19 protein-coding genes are annotated in these 18116 nt (G+C 72.1%); 9 read left to right on the top strand and 10 right to left on the bottom strand.

Annotation, left to right across the window (positions count from 1 at the left end):
- Window positions 1-8: 8 nt before the first annotated feature.
- The gene (locus tag OG841_RS10395) at window positions 9-1031 is read right to left on the bottom strand and encodes a hemolysin family protein (RefSeq protein WP_328641686.1); all 1023 of its coding nucleotides are present in this window, start codon (window positions 1029-1031) and stop codon (window positions 9-11) included.
- Window positions 1028-2353, bottom strand: a complete 1326-nt coding sequence (locus tag OG841_RS10400; protein WP_328641685.1) for a hemolysin family protein — start codon at window positions 2351-2353, stop codon at window positions 1028-1030. The genes OG841_RS10395 and OG841_RS10400 overlap by 4 nt, the downstream gene beginning before the upstream one ends.
- A gap of 257 nt (window positions 2354-2610) precedes the next feature.
- Here OG841_RS10400 and OG841_RS10405 point away from each other — a divergent pair, with 257 nt between their 5' ends.
- The 4 genes from OG841_RS10405 (at window position 2611) to OG841_RS10420 (ending at window position 5041) form a co-directional block, all read left to right on the top strand.
- Window positions 2611-2835 (top strand): twin-arginine translocase TatA/TatE family subunit, encoded by a 225-nt coding sequence (locus tag OG841_RS10405; RefSeq protein ID WP_328641684.1) that lies wholly within the window; start codon window positions 2611-2613, stop codon window positions 2833-2835.
- Window positions 2836-2903: 68 nt separating this feature from the next.
- Window positions 2904-3530, top strand: a complete 627-nt coding sequence (locus OG841_RS10410; RefSeq protein ID WP_328641683.1) for a hypothetical protein — start codon at window positions 2904-2906, stop codon at window positions 3528-3530.
- A 71-nt stretch (window positions 3531-3601) separates the two neighbouring features.
- Window positions 3602-4297, top strand: coding sequence for a DUF1775 domain-containing protein (locus tag OG841_RS10415; RefSeq protein WP_328641682.1), 696 nt, complete (start codon window positions 3602-3604; stop codon window positions 4295-4297).
- A gap of 93 nt (window positions 4298-4390) precedes the next feature.
- On the top strand, window positions 4391-5041 hold the full coding sequence (locus tag OG841_RS10420) for a hypothetical protein (protein ID WP_328641681.1): 651 nt from the start codon (window positions 4391-4393) through the stop codon (window positions 5039-5041).
- Here the strand turns inward: OG841_RS10420 and OG841_RS10425 are convergent.
- The gene (locus OG841_RS10425; protein WP_328641680.1) at window positions 5016-5867 is read right to left on the bottom strand and encodes an isocitrate lyase/PEP mutase family protein; all 852 of its coding nucleotides are present in this window, start codon (window positions 5865-5867) and stop codon (window positions 5016-5018) included. The two genes, OG841_RS10420 and OG841_RS10425, sit on opposite strands and share 26 nt — an antisense overlap.
- A gap of 193 nt (window positions 5868-6060) precedes the next feature.
- Here OG841_RS10425 and OG841_RS10430 point away from each other — a divergent pair, with 193 nt between their 5' ends.
- From OG841_RS10430 to OG841_RS10440, 3 genes are all read left to right on the top strand, one after another.
- Window positions 6061-6450 carry a DUF6153 family protein gene (locus tag OG841_RS10430; RefSeq protein ID WP_328641679.1) on the top strand — a complete coding sequence of 130 codons (390 nt, stop codon included), beginning with the start codon at window positions 6061-6063 and terminating at the stop codon, window positions 6448-6450.
- A gap of 53 nt (window positions 6451-6503) precedes the next feature.
- Window positions 6504-7109, top strand: a complete 606-nt coding sequence (locus OG841_RS10435) for a DUF305 domain-containing protein (protein WP_328641678.1) — start codon at window positions 6504-6506, stop codon at window positions 7107-7109.
- 143 nt (window positions 7110-7252) lie between these two features.
- Window positions 7253-7561, top strand: a complete 309-nt coding sequence (locus tag OG841_RS10440; RefSeq protein WP_328641677.1) for a DUF3040 domain-containing protein — start codon at window positions 7253-7255, stop codon at window positions 7559-7561.
- Between the two features lie 3 nt (window positions 7562-7564).
- Here the strand turns inward: OG841_RS10440 and OG841_RS10445 are convergent, their stop codons facing one another.
- Window positions 7565-8137: an HAD-IIIA family hydrolase gene (locus OG841_RS10445; protein ID WP_328641676.1), complete on the bottom strand. Its 573-nt coding sequence runs from the start codon at window positions 8135-8137 to the stop codon at window positions 7565-7567.
- A gap of 82 nt (window positions 8138-8219) precedes the next feature.
- On the bottom strand, window positions 8220-9434 hold the full coding sequence (locus tag OG841_RS10450) for a cytochrome P450 (protein WP_328641675.1): 1215 nt from the start codon (window positions 9432-9434) through the stop codon (window positions 8220-8222).
- A 215-nt stretch (window positions 9435-9649) separates the two neighbouring features.
- Here OG841_RS10450 and OG841_RS10455 point away from each other — a divergent pair, with 215 nt between their 5' ends.
- Window positions 9650-10090 (top strand): SRPBCC family protein, encoded by a 441-nt coding sequence (locus OG841_RS10455; RefSeq protein ID WP_328641674.1) that lies wholly within the window; start codon window positions 9650-9652, stop codon window positions 10088-10090.
- Between the two features lie 22 nt (window positions 10091-10112).
- Complete coding sequence (locus OG841_RS10460) at window positions 10113-11426, top strand: lanthionine synthetase LanC family protein (RefSeq protein WP_371564561.1); 1314 nt, start codon at window positions 10113-10115, stop codon at window positions 11424-11426.
- On the opposite strand, the gene OG841_RS10465 is transcribed toward OG841_RS10460, so the two are convergent.
- The 5 genes from OG841_RS10465 to OG841_RS10485 form a co-directional block, all read right to left on the bottom strand.
- Window positions 11378-12532 (bottom strand): XdhC family protein, encoded by a 1155-nt coding sequence (locus tag OG841_RS10465; protein ID WP_365119047.1) that lies wholly within the window; start codon window positions 12530-12532, stop codon window positions 11378-11380. The genes OG841_RS10460 and OG841_RS10465 overlap by 49 nt on opposite strands.
- 45 nt (window positions 12533-12577) lie before the next feature.
- Window positions 12578-14035, bottom strand: a complete 1458-nt coding sequence (locus tag OG841_RS10470; RefSeq protein WP_371564563.1) for an NCS2 family permease — start codon at window positions 14033-14035, stop codon at window positions 12578-12580.
- 145 nt (window positions 14036-14180) lie between these two features.
- On the bottom strand, window positions 14181-16568 hold the full coding sequence (locus OG841_RS10475) for a xanthine dehydrogenase family protein molybdopterin-binding subunit (protein ID WP_371564565.1): 2388 nt from the start codon (window positions 16566-16568) through the stop codon (window positions 14181-14183).
- A 1-nt stretch (window position 16569) separates the two neighbouring features.
- Entirely contained in the window at window positions 16570-17106 is a 537-nt protein-coding gene (locus tag OG841_RS10480; protein ID WP_328641669.1) for a (2Fe-2S)-binding protein, read from the bottom strand.
- On the bottom strand, window positions 17106-17996 hold the full coding sequence (locus OG841_RS10485; protein ID WP_328641668.1) for an FAD binding domain-containing protein: 891 nt from the start codon (window positions 17994-17996) through the stop codon (window positions 17106-17108). Before OG841_RS10485 ends, OG841_RS10480 begins: the two co-directional genes overlap by 1 nt.
- Window positions 17997-18116: the final 120 nt, after the last annotated feature.

Below are 18116 nucleotides of genomic sequence, written 5' to 3' on the forward strand. Positions count from 1 at the left end.
CCCGGCGGTCAGACGGCGGCCGGCGTCGGCCCGACCAGCTCGGACAGGACGTCCTCCATGGTCACGAACCCGAGGACGGCCCCCGACTCCCCCGTCACCGCCGCCAGATGACTCCCGTCGGCGCGCAGCGCGGTGAGGGTGTCGTCCAGCGGGGTGTCGATGCGGACCCGGGTGACCGGGTGCAGGGTGGCGCGGGGGAAGGGCCGGTCGCGGTCGGTGACGCCGAGGGTGTCCTTGATGTGCAGATAGCCCAGCAGGGTGCCGTCCGGACCGGTGACCGGGAAGCGGGAGTAGCCCACCTCGGCGGCGACCCGCTCGAGCCGCGCCGGGGTGACCGAGACGTCCACGGTCCGCATCTTCCGGGCGGGGACGAGGATCTCGCCGACCGGGCGGGTGCCCAGCTCCAGCGCGTCCCGCAGTCGCTCGCCGTCGGCGGGCGAGAGCAGTCCCGCCTCACTGGCGTCGACGACCATGCGGGCGAGCTGGTCGTCGGTGAACACCGACTCGACCTCGTCCTTGGGCTCCACGCGCAGCAGCTTCAGCAGGGTGTTGGCGAAGGCGTTGATGCCGAACACGAAGGGCTTCAGCGCACGCGTGAGGGCCACGAGAGGCGGTCCGAGCAGCAGTGCGGTCGGCACGGGGGCCGCGAGCGCGATGTTCTTCGGGACCATCTCGCCGATCAGCATGTGCAGATACGTGGCCAGCGACAGGGCGATCACGAATGCGATCGGGTGCACGAGGCCCTGCGGGATGTGGGCCGCGTGGAAGGCGGGCTCCAGCAGGTGCGCGATGGCCGGTTCGGCGACCGCACCGAGCACCAGCGAGGAGACGGTGATGCCGAGCTGGGCGGTGGCCATCATCGCGGAGAGGTGTTCGAGACCCCACAGGGTCATCCGGGCCCGCTTGTGGCCGGCACGCGCACGCGGCTCGATCTGGCTGCGGCGCACGGAGATCAGGGCGAACTCGCCGCCCACGAAGAAGGCGTTGGTCAGCAGCGTCAGGGCGCCGACGAGCAGCTGGACGGTGGTCATCGGGCCTCCTCCCCGGCCTGGACCAGGCCTCGGGCGGGCTCCGGCGCGGTGATGCGGACGCGGTCGGCGCGGTGGTGGCCGACGTCCAGGACCTCCAGGCGCCAGCCGTCCAGGTCGAGGTCGTCGCCCTTGGCGGGGATGCGTGCGAGGCGGGTGGCGACCAGTCCTGCCACGGTCTCGTACGGCCCCTCGGGCGCCGTGAGCCCTATCTCGCCGAGCCGGTCGACGCGGACCGAGCCCTCCGCCTCCCAGGCCCGCACACCGGCGGGCCGCAGGTCGGGGATCTCCACGGGGTCGTGCTCGTCGCGGACCTCTCCGACGACCTCCTCCACGATGTCCTCGACCGTCGCCACGCCCGCCGTGCCGCCGTACTCGTCGATGACGACGGCCATGGTGCGGGTGACCCGCAGCCGCACCAGGAGCCGGTCGGCGGTGAGGCTGTCCGGGACCAGCAGGGGTGCGGTGGCCAGCTCGGTGACCGGGGTGGTGGCGCGTCGGCGCGGTTCCAGGGCGAGCACGTCACGGATGTGCACGGTGCCGATGACCTCGTCCAGGCTGTCCCGGTAGACGGGGAAGCGGGACAGGCCGGTGGCGTGCGTGAGGTTGGCCGCGTCGGCGGCGGTGGCGTGCGCTTCGAGGGCCTTGACGTCGACGCGCGGTGTCATGACGTTCTCGGCGGTCAGCTCGCCCAGGTGCAGGGTGCGCACGAACAGTTCGGCGGAGTCGGCCTCCAGGGCGCCCTCGGCGGCGGAGTGCTCGGCGAGCGCGACGAGCTCCTCGGGGCTGCGGGCGGAGGCCAGCTCCTCGGCGGGCTCCAGGCCGAAGCGTCGTACGAAACGGTTCGCGGTGTTGTTGAGATGGCGGATGAAGGGGCCGAAGAGGGCGGTGAAGGCGCTCTGTGGTCCGGCCACCACCTTGGCGACGGCCAGCGGGCGGGAGATCGCCCAGTTCTTCGGCACCAGCTCGCCCACCACCATCAGCACGACGGTGGACAGGGCCACGCCCAGCGCGGTCGCCACCGGCGCGGCGGCTCCGCCGAGGCCGGCGGCCTCCAGCGGGCCCCTGAGGAGCACCGCGAGGGAGGGTTCGGCGAGCATGCCGATCACCAGCGAGGTGACCGTGATGCCGAGCTGGGCGCCGGAGAGCTGGAAGGTCAGCCGGCGTACGGCCCTGAGCGCACCCCCGGCGCCGCGCTCACCGGCCTCGGCGGCCCGCTCCAGGTCACCGCGCTCGACGGTGGTCAGGGAGAACTCGGCCGCGACGAACACGGCACAGGCCAGGGTGAGGAGCAGGGCGAGCACCAGCAGCAGGATCTCGGTCACCGGTGCACCCCCGCCCGTCCGTGTGGGGGAAACGCGGCGCGGCCGGTACTGGGAGGCTCACCCATTGCGGAACTGTGGCTCCTTCGTGGTGGGGCAGGTCGCATCCAATAGTAAAGGACGGGCAAAGCAACCTGGGGCCGCGACCGCGTCGGCTGCGTCACCTGGTCTTCCCCCGCGCCCCTGGTCTGCGGGTACGCTGCCGGTCCGGCGGGCGTCTCGTCCGACCCAGGTGCCCACCTCTGACGGAGGCCTCCCCCATGTTCGGACTGAGTGAGCTCGCGATCATCCTGATCGTCGTCATAGCGGTCATCGCCGTCAGGAAGGGTCCGGAACTGACCCGTACCGCGGGCAAGTCGGCCCGCATCCTCAAGGCGGAGGCGCGGGCGGCGAAGGAGGGCGGCCCGGAACCCCAGGTCATCCAGGGAGAGGTCGTCCGGCCCGGGAGCACCGCGGGAACCGAGCAGAGCCACGGCACACGCTGAGAAACACGAGGCCGGGAGTACGGGTTTCCCCTGCCGGCCGGCCCGCGATGCCCCATGATGAGCGGGACATGTACCTGCCGACCACCACGACTCGCGCGCCTCTGCCCGTTCTGCGGGCCGCGGTGTTCGCCGTCGTCGGTACGGTGCTCGGGATCAGCGCCCATCATCTGCTCGCCGAGGGCCCGGTGCCCTGGGGGCAGGGTGCTGCCGCGACGGCCGTGCTCTTCGCGGTGGGACTCATCGGTGTGCAGCGGCCCCGGAGCCTGGCGGCGGTCGTCACCTGCAGTGTCGCGGGTCAGTCCGGGCTTCATCTGTGGCTGACGCTCAACGCGGCCGGGCATCTCCATGGCGGCCACGTGCACGACGCCCACTCGGCGTGGCACGAACGGTTCTACGGCTCCCTCGCCATGACGGCGGCCCACTCGCTGGTCGCCGTGCTCGTGGCCGTCCTGCTGCACCGTGCGGACGCGGCCTGCTGGACGGTGGCCCGCGGGGTGACGGCGGCCCTCGACGCGGTCCGGGACCGATTGGCCGCCGCCCGGCTGCTGTTCACCCGGCCCGCGTCACCCGCGCCCCCGGCCGCGGTGGTCGTGGTTTCGGGGTACGGCGAACGGCCGCTCACGGGGCGGCTGTTGCTGGCGCACGCGGTGGTACGGCGGGGTCCCCCGGTGGCGAGCGCAGCTCTCGCCCACTGACCCCACCGGGAAGCGACGGTCCGGCCCCGCCGGACTGCGTTCCCGCCGTACCACCCTGCCTGGAGACCCGCATGTCCCGTATCACCCTGCCCCGCCTGTGCGTCGCGGCCGTCGGAGCCGCGACCGCCGTACTCCTGACCGCCGTTCCGGCCGCCGCCCACACCGAGGTCGAGGCCGACAAGGCGCAGGCCCTCGCCGAGAACGTCACCGTCTCCTTCCACGCCGAGGCCGAGTCCGACACCTCCGGGATCAAGGAGGTGCGCGTGGTCCTGCCCGAGGGCATCGCGCCGGCCGACGTGACGTACGGCGAGGGCCCCAAGGGCTGGAGCTTCAGCACGACCGCCGACGGCTACACCGTCAAGGGCACGGAGCTGAAGACCGGCGAGGGCGCCGAGTACTCCGTCGTCGTGCGGCAGTTGCCCGACGCCGAGGAGGTGCCCTTCAAGACCCTCCAGACCTATGGCGACGGGCACGTCGACCGCTGGATCGAGCTCGACGAGAACGGCGAGAACCCGGCGCCGACGCTGAAGCTCAAGGCCGCGGCACCGGGGGCGAAGGCGGTCAGCCCCTCCCCCAGCGCGTCGGCGTCACCGTCACCCACGGCCAGGGAGACGACCCCCGCGGCCACCCCGCAGGCCGCCGACACCGAGAAGGGCGACGAGGGCGGGCTGTCCGCGGGTGCCTGGACCGGGATCGGCGCCGGGATCCTCGTCGCGGCGGCGGCCGTGGTCTTCGCGGTACGGCGGCGGGGCGGCGCCGAGGAGTAGGCGCGCCAGATGCGGGGTTTTCCCACACGTCCTGGATGAATCCCCTGCCTCCGGGTAGGCCAGCCACACGGTGTACCCGGGAGATGGAGTGCCATGACCTGTGCGAACCTCCCTGCACGGCACGGGACCTGGGCGGTGGCCCTGGCGGTCACCGCCCTCGTCCTCACCGGAGCCTGTGACGACAACGACGGCGGTGGTGACGGCGGGGCCACCCGGACGGCCCGGTCCTCGGCCGCCGGGTCGCCGGGCGCGACCACGGCCGGCGGCTCCCCGTCGCTCTCCGCCTCCCCGGCTCCGACCGCCACCGCGCCCTCGGATCCACGACAGGCCGAGCAGGACATCCGGGAGGCGTGGACGGTCCTCTTCGACCCGAAGTCCTCCCTGGAGCAGCGCAGCGACGTCGTCGAGGACGGCGACGAGAACGCCCTGATGATCGACAACCTGTTCCGCGACCCGAGCGGCAGCAAGCTGCGCGCCGAGGTGACCTCCGTGTCGTACACCTCGGACGTGCACGCCGATGTGGCCTACGACCTCACGCGCGAGGGCCGCCGGCTGGACCCCGGCGGCCGGGGGGCGGCCGTACTCCAGGACGGCGGCTGGAAGGTCGCTCTGCGTACGGTCTGCGCGCTGACCCGGCACGCCGAGGACGCCCCCGAGGCACCGAGCTGCGTGGTACCGCCCTCCAGCACTGCCCCCAGCCCTGCCCCCAGCCCTGCCTCTAGCCCTGCCGGAACAGATCGTTGAGCTCCGTCTGGGAGAGCTGGTCGGAGGCGTAGGAGAACGTACCGCTGCCGGCCAACTCCCGTGCGGCGTCGAGCAGATGGCGGTACATCGCGCGGGCGATGCTGCCGCCGACCGTGACCCGGCGGACGCCGAGTTCACGCAGGTCGTCGAGGGAGAGCGCGTTGCCGGTCAGGCCCATCACCACGTTGAGCGGGCCGTCGAGCTCGCGGACGAGCGTGCCGATGGTCTTGGCGTCGGCGGCGCCGGGGACGAACGCGCAGTCGGCGCCGGCCTCCAGATAGGCGTTCGCCCGCCGTACGGCCTCGTCGAGCGGGCGGCCGACCAGCAGCACGTCGGTGCGCCCGACCAGGACGAAGGGCTCGCCGTCGGCCGCAAGGGTCTCGCGGGCGGCGCGGATGCGGTCGGCGGAGAGCTTCTCGTCGTAGAGCGGACGGGTGCGGTCGCCGGTGAAGTCCTCGATGTTGCCGCCGGCGGCCCCGGCGGCGAGGGTCCTCGCGATGGTGGTGGCGACGGTCTCGGGCGACTCGCCGTATCCGTCCTCCAGGTCCGCGCTCAGGGGTACGGAGATCCCGCCCGCGATCTCGTGGACCCGGCGCAGCATGGTCTCGCGGTCGACGCGGTCCTCGGCCGGCTGTTCGGCGAAGAAGTCGTGGTCGGTCCGTCCGAGGGAGAACGCGACGCCCGCGCTGGTGGTCGCCACGGCCGGGAAGCCGGCCGCCTCCAGGATCCGCGCGCTGCCCACGTCCCACGCGTTGGGGAGCAGAAAGCAGCCCTCCCGGTGCAGGTCGGCGAAGCGCTGCGCCTTGGCTCGACTGTCGGTGTCCACACGGTCCTTCCCGGCCCGCCGCCCCTCGACGGGCTCCCGGAGAACGTACGCCCGCGGGCGGCGCGAGGCGGACTCGTTTTCGACGGCGACCTGAACCGGAGGCACGCTCTGAACAGAGGGCGTCGCGGGGACGTACCGTACGGCGACGGCCTCGGTGCACAGCCGTGGCACAGCCCTCTCTAGGATGATCCCGATGACCCGGCCCGAGCACCTTCCCGCACGACCGCCCCTGTGGCGGGCGTTGCTCTTGCTCGGGATGCTGGTCGGAGTGCTGGCCATGCACGGGCTGGCTCCGGGGGGCGGGCTTCATGGCCACGAAGGCTCGGGCTCCGCGCGCGTGACGACCGTCGCGGTCAGCGCCGACGCGACCTGTCACGACGGTTGCGGGTCCGGGCACCTTCACCATGCCGACGCGACCTGTGTCTCGGGGGCCGTGAGCGGTGGGCCGGTGTTGCCCGCGCTCGCTCCCGACCCCGCCGCCACGGCCGTGTCCGACGACAGCCTGTGCCCCGAGGCGGTCACGTCTCAGGACGGTGCCCGCGCACCGCCCTCCCTCGCGGAACTCCAACTCCTGCGGATCTAGACACGACGTGCTCCGTCACGTCCGGATCCCTTTCGCACAACAGGAGTTCCAGCATGCGTACCACCCGTTTCGCGGCGCTGACCGTGACTGCCGTGTTCGCCCTCGCCGCCTGTGGGGGCGGCGACGACAGCGGCTCGGCCGCCTCGTCGCCCTCGGTGTCCGCCGAGAGCTCGGCCGGCGCCCACAACGCCCAGGACGTCTCCTTCGCCCAGGGCATGATCCCGCACCACCAGCAGGCCATCGAGATGGCGGAGCTCGCCGACGGCCGGGCCGCCTCCGCCCAGGTCAAGGACCTCGCCGCCCGCGTCGAGAAGGCGCAGGGGCCGGAGATCACGACCATGACGGGCTGGCTGAAGGCCTGGGACGAGAAGGTCCCCGAGTCGATGCCCGGCATGGATCACTCCGGCATGGACGGCATGGACGGCATGGACGGGATGATGGACAGCGCCGACATGGGCAAGCTGAAGAAGGCCTCCGGCAAGGACTTCGACTCCATGTTCCTCACCATGATGGTCGAGCACCACGAGGGTGCCGTGGAGATGGCCACGACCGAGAAGGCCAAGGGCGAGGACAAGGCCGCCACGGCCATGGCCGGTGACATCGTCACCGCGCAGAACGCCGAGATCAGCGAGATGAAGAAGCTCCTCGGCGAGAACTGACCCGTCCGTGTGTCGCCACGGTGCCCGCGCCGCTCGGTGCCGGCACCGTGGCCCGTCGGCCTTCCACGCCCAGTGACCGGACGGTTCACGGGTCCTTCTCCGGGCACCCGAAGAAGGACTCTCCGGATCCGCGAGGAGCGACAGTGACGACAGGGCGACTCCCCGATCACGAACAGCGCATTCTGGACGAGGTGGAACGCGCCCTGCGCCGCGACCGCCGTCTGGACCGCCGCCTGCGCACCGGGCGGCTGCGTCGGCGGCCCGACCTCTCCCGGGTCACGCACTACCGGCCGCACGTCCTGACGGTGAGCCTGCTGCTCGCGGTGTCGATCGCGCTGCTGGTCACCGGGATCGTCACCTCGCGGCCCGCGGTGATCTGGACCTTCGCGGCCGTCTGGCCACTGACCCTGTTCGCGGTGTTCCGGCTGGTGTGCCGGTGGACGGAACGCTGACCGTCAGCCCTCCCCCGGCTCGAAGGCCGACTCGATCGGCCGCTCGTCGACCAGGACCCGCCCCTGCGGCGGCCCGGTGAGGAGCGCGCGGACGGCGGTCAGGACGTCCGGCGCCACATGATCGGCCCGCGCCGTCTCCTCCGGCCGGGTCCGCTCGTCCGGTACGAGGATCCCGTGGGCGCCCACCCGGGCCGCGGCCTCGGCGTGCGCGGCCGTGCCGATGACCGCGCAGTCGGCCGGTGCGGTGCACACCCGGCCGGCCGCCCAGAGGATCAGGCCCGGTTCGGGCGGTCGGCAGTGGCAGCCGTCGTCGGGTCCGTGCGGGCACACGCCCCAGATGTCGAAGGGGCCGAGGAGGTCGTCGACGCGATGGTTGACGGCCCGTACGTCGGCGTCGCTGAGCCGTCCGTGCCCGACAGCCGGTTGCAGGGCGACGAACCCGGTGCGGACGCCGTGCAGGCGCAACATGCCGAGCGCCTCACGGGCACCCGGCGCCGGGCGCACCCGGTCGGGGCCGGGCGGGTCTTCGGCGAGGATGCTGTCGCGGTCGAACAGCACCGTACGCACGCGCGTCATGCGGCCACCTCCCGGCTCTCGCGTGCACTTCTTTCTCTCCGCGAGTAACCGCGCGGGGCCGGTCCATGCGGCGGGGCGCGATCTACCAGGTCAGGTGGAGGCGCTGGGGCGAGCGGTGGATCATCGTCGGCCGCATGGCGACCGGCTGCCCGTCGGCGAGCCGGAGCCCCGGAAGCCGGCCGGTGAGCTCCTGGAGCGTGAGGTGGAGCTGTTCGCGGGCCAGTTGCGAGCCGGGGCAGCTGTGCACGCCGTGTCCGAAGGCGAGGTGGCGGACGGCCGGGCGGGTGATGTCGAACGTGTCGGGGCGCGGGTGCCGGGCGCCGTCCCGGTTGGCGCCCCCGAACGCCACGAACATCGTTGCTCCGGCGGGGAGTTCGGTGCCCGCCAGGGTGACGGGACGGGTGGTCACCCGGCGGAAGCCCTGTAGCGCGCTGTCGTAGCGGGCCGCCTCCTCGACGGCCGCCGGTATCCGCTCGGGTTCGGCGCACAGCAGCTCCCACTGGTCCCGGTGGCGCAGCAGGTGCAGGACGGTCGTGCCGATGAGCGCGGTGGTGGTCAGGTGCCCGGCGATCAACAGGTTCTGGAGGTGGGCGACGAGTTCGTGCCGGTGGTCGAGGGTCAGCTCGCCCGGCTCGGTGAGGGACGTGACGAGTTCGCCGCACAGGTCCTCGCGCGGCTCGGCGTGCCGCTCGCGTACGAGCCGGTCGAGGATGTGCTGCATCGCCACCACGTCCTGGGCGGCGGCGACCTGCTCGCTCTCCGCCAGCGGCCGGAACAGCAGTTCCTCGGCGCGGTGACCGCCGTGCACCACGGCCGGGACGTCGGCGGGGTCGAGGCCGACGATCCGCCCGATGACGTCGCCGGGCAGCTTCCGCGCGTACCCCGACATCAGCTCGACCCGGCCGTCCTTCACGAAGCCGTCGACGAGGGCGGCGGCGCGCTCCGCGGCGTACGGGAGGACCGCGGCGACTCGCGACGGCGAGAGCCCGCGCACGATCGGCGCGCGCAGCCGCTGGTGCAGGTCGCCGTCCGCGGTGACGACGACCGGGCGCCCGCCGAATCCGCCGCCGAGGACGGCGAGCGCGGCCGGCGACGGCAGTACGTCGGGCACGAGGGCGTTCGCCGACGAGAAGTCCTCGGGCCGGCGCAGCACTTCGCGCACGTCCGCGTCCCGGGCGACCAGCCAGGCGTCCAACTCGTCGATGCGCGCCAGCCCTTCGGTGCCCCGGGCCCGCTCGTAGTGCGGGTACGGATCGCTCTGCAACGCGTCGAGCCTGCCGTGCCGTTCGCTGTCCACGAGACGTCCCCCTGCGGCCGGTGGTGCGGTCGCGCTCATGGTGCCGCACGGATGCGGGGGTGTACATGCACACGTCGACAGGCGTACGACCCGGGACCCCGTCCAGGGCCGTGTTCGCCCGCGGTACGTCAGCGCACCCGCACCCCGCTGCGCCAAGTATGTGAGACCCCTTTTGAAATCCCCGCTGAGCAGGACTGATTCCCTAAGATCAGCCCGTGGTCACCTTCCTCCTCGAACGCACGGCCCCGCTCTCCCCGGACGAGGCCTGGCGCCGCCTCACGGAGTGGCCCCGCCACGGCGAGGTCGTCCCCCTGACGCGCGTCACCGTCGTGCCGCCGGGCCCGACGACCGAGGGCACGCTCGTCGTCGCCCGTTCGGGGATCGGCCCGCTCGCCTTCGCCGACCCCATGGAGGTCACGGTCTGGCGCCCACCCGCGGAGGGCGTCTCCGGTCTGTGCCGCCTGGAGAAGCGCGGCCGGGTGGTGAAGGGCTGGGCCGAACTGGAGGTGCACCCGGGTCCGGGCGGCCGCGCCCGCGTGATCTGGCGCGAGTCGCTCCGGGTGCCTTTCCTGCCCGGCCTGTTCGCCCCTGTGCTGCGGGTGTCGGCCCGGTCGGTCTTCGGGCGGGCGCTGAACCGGCTGCTGCGGGGGACCTGAGGGGCGTGCAACAGTGGGCGCCATGAATGCAGTTGACGGTACGACGGTGCGGGTGGACGAGGTCGAGGAGCTCGCGGTGGACGGGCTGCGGTGGCTGGTGGCCGCCGCGCGGGAGACGGCGGACGGCGGACTCGCCTGGCCGACCACACCCTCGCAGGAGAACACCGACCCGACCCTTTACACCGGCACGGCGGGGATCGTCTCGGTGCTCCTGGAGGCATGGCGGCACCTGGGCGACGACTCCTACGCCGACCTCGCACTCCGCGCGGGCCGCGGCCTGGCCGCCGCCGTCGACGGCCACGAGGACGACTCCCTGTACTTCGGCCGGTCCGGAATGGCCCTCGTCCTGCACACCCTGCACGACGAGCTCGGCGACACGGCCTGCGGTACGGCGGCCGACCGCGCGATGGCTCTCGTGCGCTCGCACTTCGACGGGGAGCGCTGGGGCGAGCTGTTCGAGCTGATGGGCGGCAACGGCGGAACGGGGCTGGCCGCTCTGGCGGTCGGCGATCCCGAGTTCGCCGTCCTCGCGGTGGAGCCGTATCTGCGGGCCGCGGAGAAGACCCCGTGGGGGGTCACCTGGCCGCACCGCCCGGGCACGGAAGCCCGCATGCACCACATGTCGCACGGCACGCTGGGCATCGCCTACACCCTCGTCCGGATCGGCCACACGACGGGCCGTGCCGACCTGGTCGACCTGGGGCTGGCGGGGGTCGCGGACGTCGTGGCCCGCGACGAGGGCGGCCCGGACGGTTTCCTCGTGCGGCACTCCACCCCGCAGTTCCTGCCGGACCTGATCGAGCCGGTCAGCTACGGCTGGTGCCACGGCCCGGCCGGGGACGCCCACATGTTCCGGCTGCTGCGCGACACCCAGGGCGACCCGGCCTGGGCCGCGCTCGCCGACCGCTGCTGGCACACGGTCGTCCACTCCGGTCTCCCACGGCGGCTGCGGCCGGGGTTCTGGGACAACAACGGCCGGTGCTGCGGCACGGCGGGCGTCCTCGCGCTGGCCGGCGACCGGATCGCCGAAGGAGCCGAAGGACGGGAGGCTCACGACTTCGCGCGGGTCCTCGTCGCCGACCTCGCCGCCCGCGCGGTCCGGGACACCGACGGTGCCCGCTGGTCCAACGTCGAGCACCGGGCCACCCCGAGCGACCTCGAACCCGGTACCGGCTGGGCGCAGGGCGGTGCGGGCATCGTGCGTGAACTGCTGCGCTTCGTCCGGCTGAGCCGGGGCGGCGATCCGCGGTACGCGTTCACGTGGCCGGACCAGCCCCAGGCGTCCGCTCAGGCCACCGACCCGATCCGGCGGACCGGTTCCGAGGTCACGTCGTGATGGATCGGCGTGTGCGCCCCGGTGAGGGAGACCCCGCTGCCGCCCCGTCGGCTCGCGACGATCTCCGCGGCGATCGACAGGGCCGTCTCCTCGGGCGTCCGCGCGCCGAGGTCCAGGCCGATGGGTGACCGCAGCCGCGCCAACTCCAGCTCGGTCACACCGACTTCACGCAGGCGTTCGTTGCGGTCGAGGTGGGTGCGGCGGGAGCCCATGGCGCCCACGTAGGCGACCGGGAGCCTGAGGGCCAGTCGCAGCAGGGGTATGTCGAACTTGGCGTCGTGCGTGAGGACGCACAGGACCGTCCGGGCGTCGACCTCCGTGCGCTCCAGGTACCTGTGCGGCCACTCGACGACTGTCTCGTCGGCCTCCGGGAAGCGTGCCTCGGTCGCGAAGACGGGGCGCGCGTCGCACACGGTGACCCGGTAGCCGAGGAACGTGCCGATCCGCACCAGGGCCGACGCGAAGTCGATCGCGCCGAAGACGATCATCCGGGGCGGCGGTACGGAGGACTCGACGAGCACGGTGAGCGGGGCGCCGCAGCGCGAGCCCTGTTCGCCGATCTCCAGGGTGCCGGTGCGGCCCGCCTCCAGGAAGGCGCCGGCCTCGGCGGCGATCGTGCGGTCCAGCTCGGGATGGGCGCCGAAGCCGCCGCGACCGGAGAGGTCCTCGGGTCCTACGACGAGCGCGCGGCCGACGAGTTCCCGCGGTCCGGAGACGATCCGCGCCAGCGCCGCCGCCCGGCCCCCCGCCGCGGCTTCCAGTGCGGAAGCGAGCACCGGGCGGACGGGGGCGTGGGCCCGCACCGGGGTGACGAGGATGTCGATGACGCCGCCACAGGTCAGGCCGACGGCGAAGGCGTCCTCGTCGCTGTAGCCGAAGCGTTCGAGGACCGACTCCCCGTCCTCCAGCGCCTGTTGGCACAGCGCGTAGACCGCGCCCTCCACGCAACCGCCGGAGACCGAGCCGATCGCCGTGCCGTCGGCGTCCACCGCGAGGGCGGCGCCGGGCCGGCGGGGCGCGCTGCCGCCGACGGCCACCACGGTGGCCACGGCGAAGTCACGTCCCTGCTCGACCCACCGGTGCAGCTCGTCGGCGATGTCCAGCATGTCTCGGTCTCCTTCACAGCGGTTGCGTACGGGTCGTTCGAGCGGCTAGTGCACGCCCATCCAGCTCTCGATCGGGTTGAGGGCGTAGTACACCAGGAAGATCGCCGTCAGTCCCCACATGAAGGCGCCGATCTCCCGCGCCTTGCTCTGCGCGACCTTGATGGCGACGTACGAGATGACGCCGGCGGCGACACCCGCCGTGATCGAGTAGGTGAACGGCATGATCACGACGGTCAGGAAGACCGGGATGGCGGTGGCGCGGTCGGCCCAGTCGACATGGCGGGCGTTCATCATCATCATCGCGCCGATCACCACCAGGGCGGCGGCCGCGACCTCGCCCGGCACGATCGCCGTGAGCGGGGTGAAGAACAGACAGGCCGCGAAGAACAGGCCCGTGACGACGGAGGACAGTCCGGTACGGGCGCCCTCGCCCACTCCCGTCGCCGACTCGACGAAGACGGTCTGGCCGGAGGCACCCGCCACTCCGCCGATCGCACCGCCCGCGCCGTCGATGAACAGTGCCTTGGACAGGCCCGGCATCCGGCCCTGCGCGTCGGCGAGTTCGGCCTCGGTGCCGACGCCGATGATGGTGGCCATCGCGTCGAAGAACCCGGCAAGCACCAGCGTGAACACGATCATGCCGACCGTCATCGCGCCGACCTCGCCCCAGCCGCCGAACTCCACCTTCCCGAAGATCGAGAAGTCGGGCATGGAGACCGCGCTGCCGTGCAGTTCGGGAGCGCCGCTCGCCCACTGCTCGGCGTCCACCGCCCCGACCGCGTTGAGGAACACGGCGAGTACGGTCCCGCCGACGATGCCGATCAGGATCGCGCCGGGGACGCCTCGCGCCTGGAGCATGAAGATCGCGAGGAGCGTGACGGCGAACAACAGGACGGGCCAGCCCGCGAGTTCGCCCGTGGGACCCAGGGTCACCGGAGTGGCCTTGCCCTGGTGGACGAAACCGGCCTTGTAGAAGCCGATCAGCGCGACGAAGAGGCCGATGCCCATGGTGATCGCGTGCTTGAGGGCCAGCGGGATCGCGTTCATGATCATCTCGCGCAGGCCGGTGACGACGAGCAGCATGATGACCACGCCGTACATCACGCACATGCCCATGGCCTGCGGCCAGGTCATCACGGGCACGACCTGCGAGGACAGGACGCCGGAGACGGAGAGACCGGCGGCGAGCGCCAGCGGCACCTTGCCGAAGAAGCCCATCAGCAGCGTGGTGAGGGCCGCCGCGAACGCGGTCGCGGTGATGAGGGCCTTCTGGCCGAGGGTGTCCCCCGCCGCGTCCTTGCCGGACAGGATCAGGGGGTTGAGCAGGAGGATGTACGCCATCGCCATGAAGGTGGTGACGCCGCCTCGGAGTTCACGCGCGACCGTGGATCCCCGCTTGGATATGTGAAAGTACCGGTCGAGCCAGGACCTGCCGGCCCGAACGCGGGTGCCTTCTCCCGCGTCGTCGGCCGTGGTCCTGGGTTCCAGGGACTGCTGGGTCATGGTGCCGTCTCCCAAGGTTCACAGGGGCACCCGTGCAACCGCCTTGTCGGTCACGGGATTTGGGATGTGCACGACCCGGGGGACGGCCCAGGACGGACAGTTGGGGCCCGGGGGAACACGTCCCCCGGGGAAAATCACCGGTCCATTACGTGCCGGTCAGGTGCTCCGGCCGTACCGGTGTCCTGTTCAGCTCCAGCCCCGTCGCGTTGCGGATCGCCGCGAGCACGGCCGGGGTCGAGGACAGGGTGGGTGCCTCGCCGACGCCGCGCAGCCCGTACGGCGCGTGGTCGTCGGCGAGTTCGAGCACGTCGACGGGGATGGTCGGCGTGTCGAGGATCGTGGGGATCAGGTAGTCCGTGAAGGAGGGGTTCCTGACCTTCGCCGTCTTGGGGTCGACGATGATCTCCTCCATCACCGCGACGCCCAGGCCCTGGGTCGTACCGCCCTGGATCTGGCCGATGACGGACAGCGGGTTCAGCGCCTTGCCGACGTCCTGCGCACAGGCCAGCTCGATCACCTTGACCAGCCCGAGCTCGGTGTCGACCTCGACGACCGCTCGGTGGGCGGCGAAGGAGTACTGGACGTGTCCGAAGCCCTGCCCGGTCCGCAGGTCGAAGGGCTCGGTCGGCCGGTGCCGCCACTCCGCCTCGACCTCGACGCTCTCGTCTTCGAGTACGTCGACCAGGTCCGCGAGGACCTCACCGCCGTCGGTGACGACCTTGCCGCCCTCCAGGAGCAGTTCGGCGGTGGCCCAGGCCGGGTGGTACGAACCGAACTTGCGGCGCCCGAGCTCCAGCACCTTCTCCCGGACGAGCTCGCAGGAGTTCTTGACGGCGCCGCCGGTGACGTACGTCTGACGGGAGGCCGAGGTCGAACCCGCCGAGCCCACCTGCGTGTCCGCGGGACGGATGGTCACCTGTGCGACCCCCAGCTCGGTGCGGGCGATCTGCGCGTGGACGGTGACCCCGCCCTGCCCGACCTCCGCCATGGCCGTGTGCACGGTGGCGACGGGCTCGCCGCCGACGACCTCCATGCGGACCTTCGCCGTGGAGTAGTCGTCGAACCCCTCGGAGAAGCCGACGTTCTTGATGCCGACCGCGTAGCCGACACCCCGCACGACGCCTTCACCGTGGGTGGTGTTGGACAGACCGCCCGGCAGCTGCCGTACGTCGGCCTCCTCGCCGGCCGCGAGCCACTGCTGCTCCGGAGGAAGCGGCATCGCCTTGACGCGGCGCAGCAGTTCGGCGACGGGAGCCGGCGAGTCGACGGGCTGGCCGGTCGGCATGATCGTGCCCTGTTCCATGGCGTTCAGCTGCCGGAACTCCACCCGGTCCATGCCCACCGCGTCGGCGAGCTTGTCCATCTGCGCCTCGTAGGCGAAGCACGCCTGGACCGCGCCGAAGCCGCGCATCGCGCCGCAGGGCGGGTTGTTGGTGTAGAGCGCGAGGGCCTCGATCTCGACGTCGTCGACGACGTACGGCCCGACGCCGAGGGAAGCGGCATTGCCGACGACCGCCGGCGAGGCGGAGGCGTAGGCGCCGCCGTCGAGGACGATCCGGCACTTGACGTGCGTCAACCTGCCTTCACGCGTGGCCCCGTGCTCGTAGTACAGCTTGGCCGGGTGCCGGTGGACATGCCCGAAGAAGGACTCGAACCGGTTGTAGACGATCTTGACCGGCTTGCCCGTGCGCAGCGCGAGCAGGCAGGCGTGGATCTGCATCGACAGGTCCTCGCGGCCGCCGAAGGCCCCGCCGACGCCGGACAGCGTCATGCGCACCTTGCGCTCGGGCAGGCCGAGGACGGGCGCGATCTGCCGCAGGTCGGAGTGCAGCCACTGGGTGGCGATGTAGAGGTGGACGCCACCGTCCTCGTCCGGCACGGCGAGACCCGACTCGGGGCCGAGGAAGGCCTGGTCCTGCATACCGAAGGTGTACTCGCCCTTGACGACGAAGTCGGCCTTCCTCGAGGCCTCCTGGACGTCACCGCGGATGATCGGCTGCCGGTGCACGATGTTCGGGTGCGGGACGTGTCCGACGTGGTGGTCGTCGCGGCCCTCGTGGACGAGGATCGCGTCGGGGGCGGTCGCGGAGGCCTCGTCGGTGATGACGGGCAGCTCGCGGTACTCGACCTTGATCTTGGCGGCGGCGCGGCGGGCCGTCTCGGGATGGTCGGCGGCGACGATCGCGACCGGCTCGCCGTGGTGGCGTACCTTGCCGTGGGCGAGGACCGGGGTGTCCTGGATCTCCAGACCGTAGTTCTTCACCTCGGTCGGCAGGTCGTCGTACGTCATGACGGCGTACACGCCCGGCAGGGCGAGGGCCTCGCTCGTGTCGATGGACACGATCTCGGCGTGTGCGACCGTCGAGCGGAGGATCTGCCCCCAGAGCATGTCCTCGTGCCACATGTCGGACGAGTACGCGAACTCGCCGGTGACCTTGAGGGTGCCGTCGGGGCGGAGCGTGGACTCGCCGATGCCGCCCTTGGTCTTCGAACCCTGGGTGATCTTGGTGGGAGTGCCGTTGGGAGTGGACACGTCAGACCGCCTCTCCCTGCCGGGCGGCCGCGAGGCGGACCGCGTCCATGATCTTCTCGTATCCGGTGCAGCGGCACAGGTTGCCCGACAGCGCCTCGCGGATGTCCGCGTCGCTCGGGTTGGGGTTGTGCTCCAGCATCTCGTCGGCGGCGACCAGCAGCCCCGGCGTGCAGAAGCCGCACTGGACGGCGCCGGCGTCGATGAACGCCTGCTGGACGGGCGAGAGTTCGGTGCCCTCGCCGGTGTGGGAGTCCTGCCCCGCCGGCGCCTGGTGACCGCACGAACGCTGCTTCGCGTAGTCCGCGAGCCCCTCGACGGTCACGACCTCGCGCCCCTCGACCTGTCCGGCGGCGACGAGGCACGAGCACACCGGGACGCCGTCCAGCCGGACCGTGCAGGACCCGCACTCACCCTGCTCGCAGGCGTTCTTCGAACCGGGCAGCCCGAGCCGCTCCCGCAGCACGTACAGCAGGGACTCGCCCTCCCACACGTCGTCGGCTTCCTGCGGACGTCCGTTGACAGTGAAGTTGACGCGCATTACGCAGCTCCCTCCGTGGTGGCGGCGGTGCCGCGGTACGACTCCCAGGTCCAGGTCAGGGTGCGGCGGGCCATGATGCCGACCGCGTGGCGGCGGTAGCTCGCCGTGCCCCGGACGTCGTCGATCGGGTTGCAGGAGGCGGCGCAGAGGTCCGCGAACTGCTTGGCGACCGAAGGGGTGATGATCTTGCCGTTGTCCCAGAACCCGCCCTCTTCCAGAGCGGCGTTCAAAAACTCCTCGGCGGCCTTGGCCCGAACGGGTGTGGGAGCGGCCGAACCGATCCCCGTCCGCACGGTCCTCGTCACGGGGTGCAACGCGAGCCCGAAGGCGCACACGGCGATGACCATGGCGTTGCGCGTGCCGACCTTGGAGTACTGCTGGGGTCCGTCGGCCTTCTTGATGTGCACGGCGCGGATGAGCTCGTCGGCCGCCAGCGCGTTGCGCTTCACGCCGGTGTAGAACGCGTCGATCGGGATGAGCCGCGATCCGCGCACCGACTCGACCTCGACCTCGGCACCGGCCGCGAGGAGGGCGGGGTGGGCGTCACCGGCCGGGGAGGCGGTACCGAGGTTGCCGCCGACGCCGCCGCGGTTGCGGATCTGCGGAGAGGCCACGGTGTGCGAGGCGAGGGCCAGGCCCGGGAGCTCGCCGCGCAGGTCCTCCATGATCCGGGTGTACGGCACGGAGGCGCCGAGCCGCACGGCGTCCTCGCCGACCTCCCACTCGGTGAGGTCGCCGACGCGGTTCAGGTCGAGCAGGTACTCGGGCCGCCGATGGTCGAAGTTGATCTCGACCATCACGTCGGTGCCGCCCGCGATGGGCACAGCGGTGGGGTGCTCGGCCTTGGCGGCGAGCGCCTCCTCCCAGCTGGCGGGGCGAAGGAAGTCCATGACCGGCTCTCTTCTTCGTCTTGGGGGTCGTACGGATCGAGCCAGATCGGGTGCGGCGGGCCCGGCTCGTTCATGTGCTGTTCACGTGGAGTGGAGCCAGTACACAGCGGCGTACTCCGA

The sequence above is a fragment of the Streptomyces canus genome (assembly GCF_041435015.1).
Classification (GTDB): domain Bacteria; phylum Actinomycetota; class Actinomycetes; order Streptomycetales; family Streptomycetaceae; genus Streptomyces; species Streptomyces canus_G.

Coding starts and splice junctions, on each gene's coding strand:
- OG841_RS10415 (WP_328641682.1), top strand. CDS start 3,602: ATGTCCCGTATCACCCTGCCCCGCCTGTGCGTCGCGGCCGTCGGAGCC.
- OG841_RS10480 (WP_328641669.1), bottom strand. CDS start 17,106: ATGCGCGTCAACTTCACTGTCAACGGACGTCCGCAGGAAGCCGACGAC.
- OG841_RS10470 (WP_371564563.1), bottom strand. CDS start 14,035: ATGACCCAGCAGTCCCTGGAACCCAGGACCACGGCCGACGACGCGGGA.
- OG841_RS10485 (WP_328641668.1), bottom strand. CDS start 17,996: ATGGACTTCCTTCGCCCCGCCAGCTGGGAGGAGGCGCTCGCCGCCAAG.
- OG841_RS10435 (WP_328641678.1), top strand. CDS start 6,504: ATGCGTACCACCCGTTTCGCGGCGCTGACCGTGACTGCCGTGTTCGCC.
- OG841_RS10420 (WP_328641681.1), top strand. CDS start 4,391: ATGACCTGTGCGAACCTCCCTGCACGGCACGGGACCTGGGCGGTGGCC.
- OG841_RS10430 (WP_328641679.1), top strand. CDS start 6,061: ATGACCCGGCCCGAGCACCTTCCCGCACGACCGCCCCTGTGGCGGGCG.
- OG841_RS10445 (WP_328641676.1), bottom strand. CDS start 8,137: ATGACGCGCGTGCGTACGGTGCTGTTCGACCGCGACAGCATCCTCGCC.
- OG841_RS10460 (WP_371564561.1), top strand. CDS start 10,113: ATGAATGCAGTTGACGGTACGACGGTGCGGGTGGACGAGGTCGAGGAG.
- OG841_RS10405 (WP_328641684.1), top strand. CDS start 2,611: ATGTTCGGACTGAGTGAGCTCGCGATCATCCTGATCGTCGTCATAGCG.
- OG841_RS10395 (WP_328641686.1), bottom strand. CDS start 1,031: ATGACCACCGTCCAGCTGCTCGTCGGCGCCCTGACGCTGCTGACCAAC.
- OG841_RS10410 (WP_328641683.1), top strand. CDS start 2,904: ATGTACCTGCCGACCACCACGACTCGCGCGCCTCTGCCCGTTCTGCGG.
- OG841_RS10465 (WP_365119047.1), bottom strand. CDS start 12,532: ATGCTGGACATCGCCGACGAGCTGCACCGGTGGGTCGAGCAGGGACGT.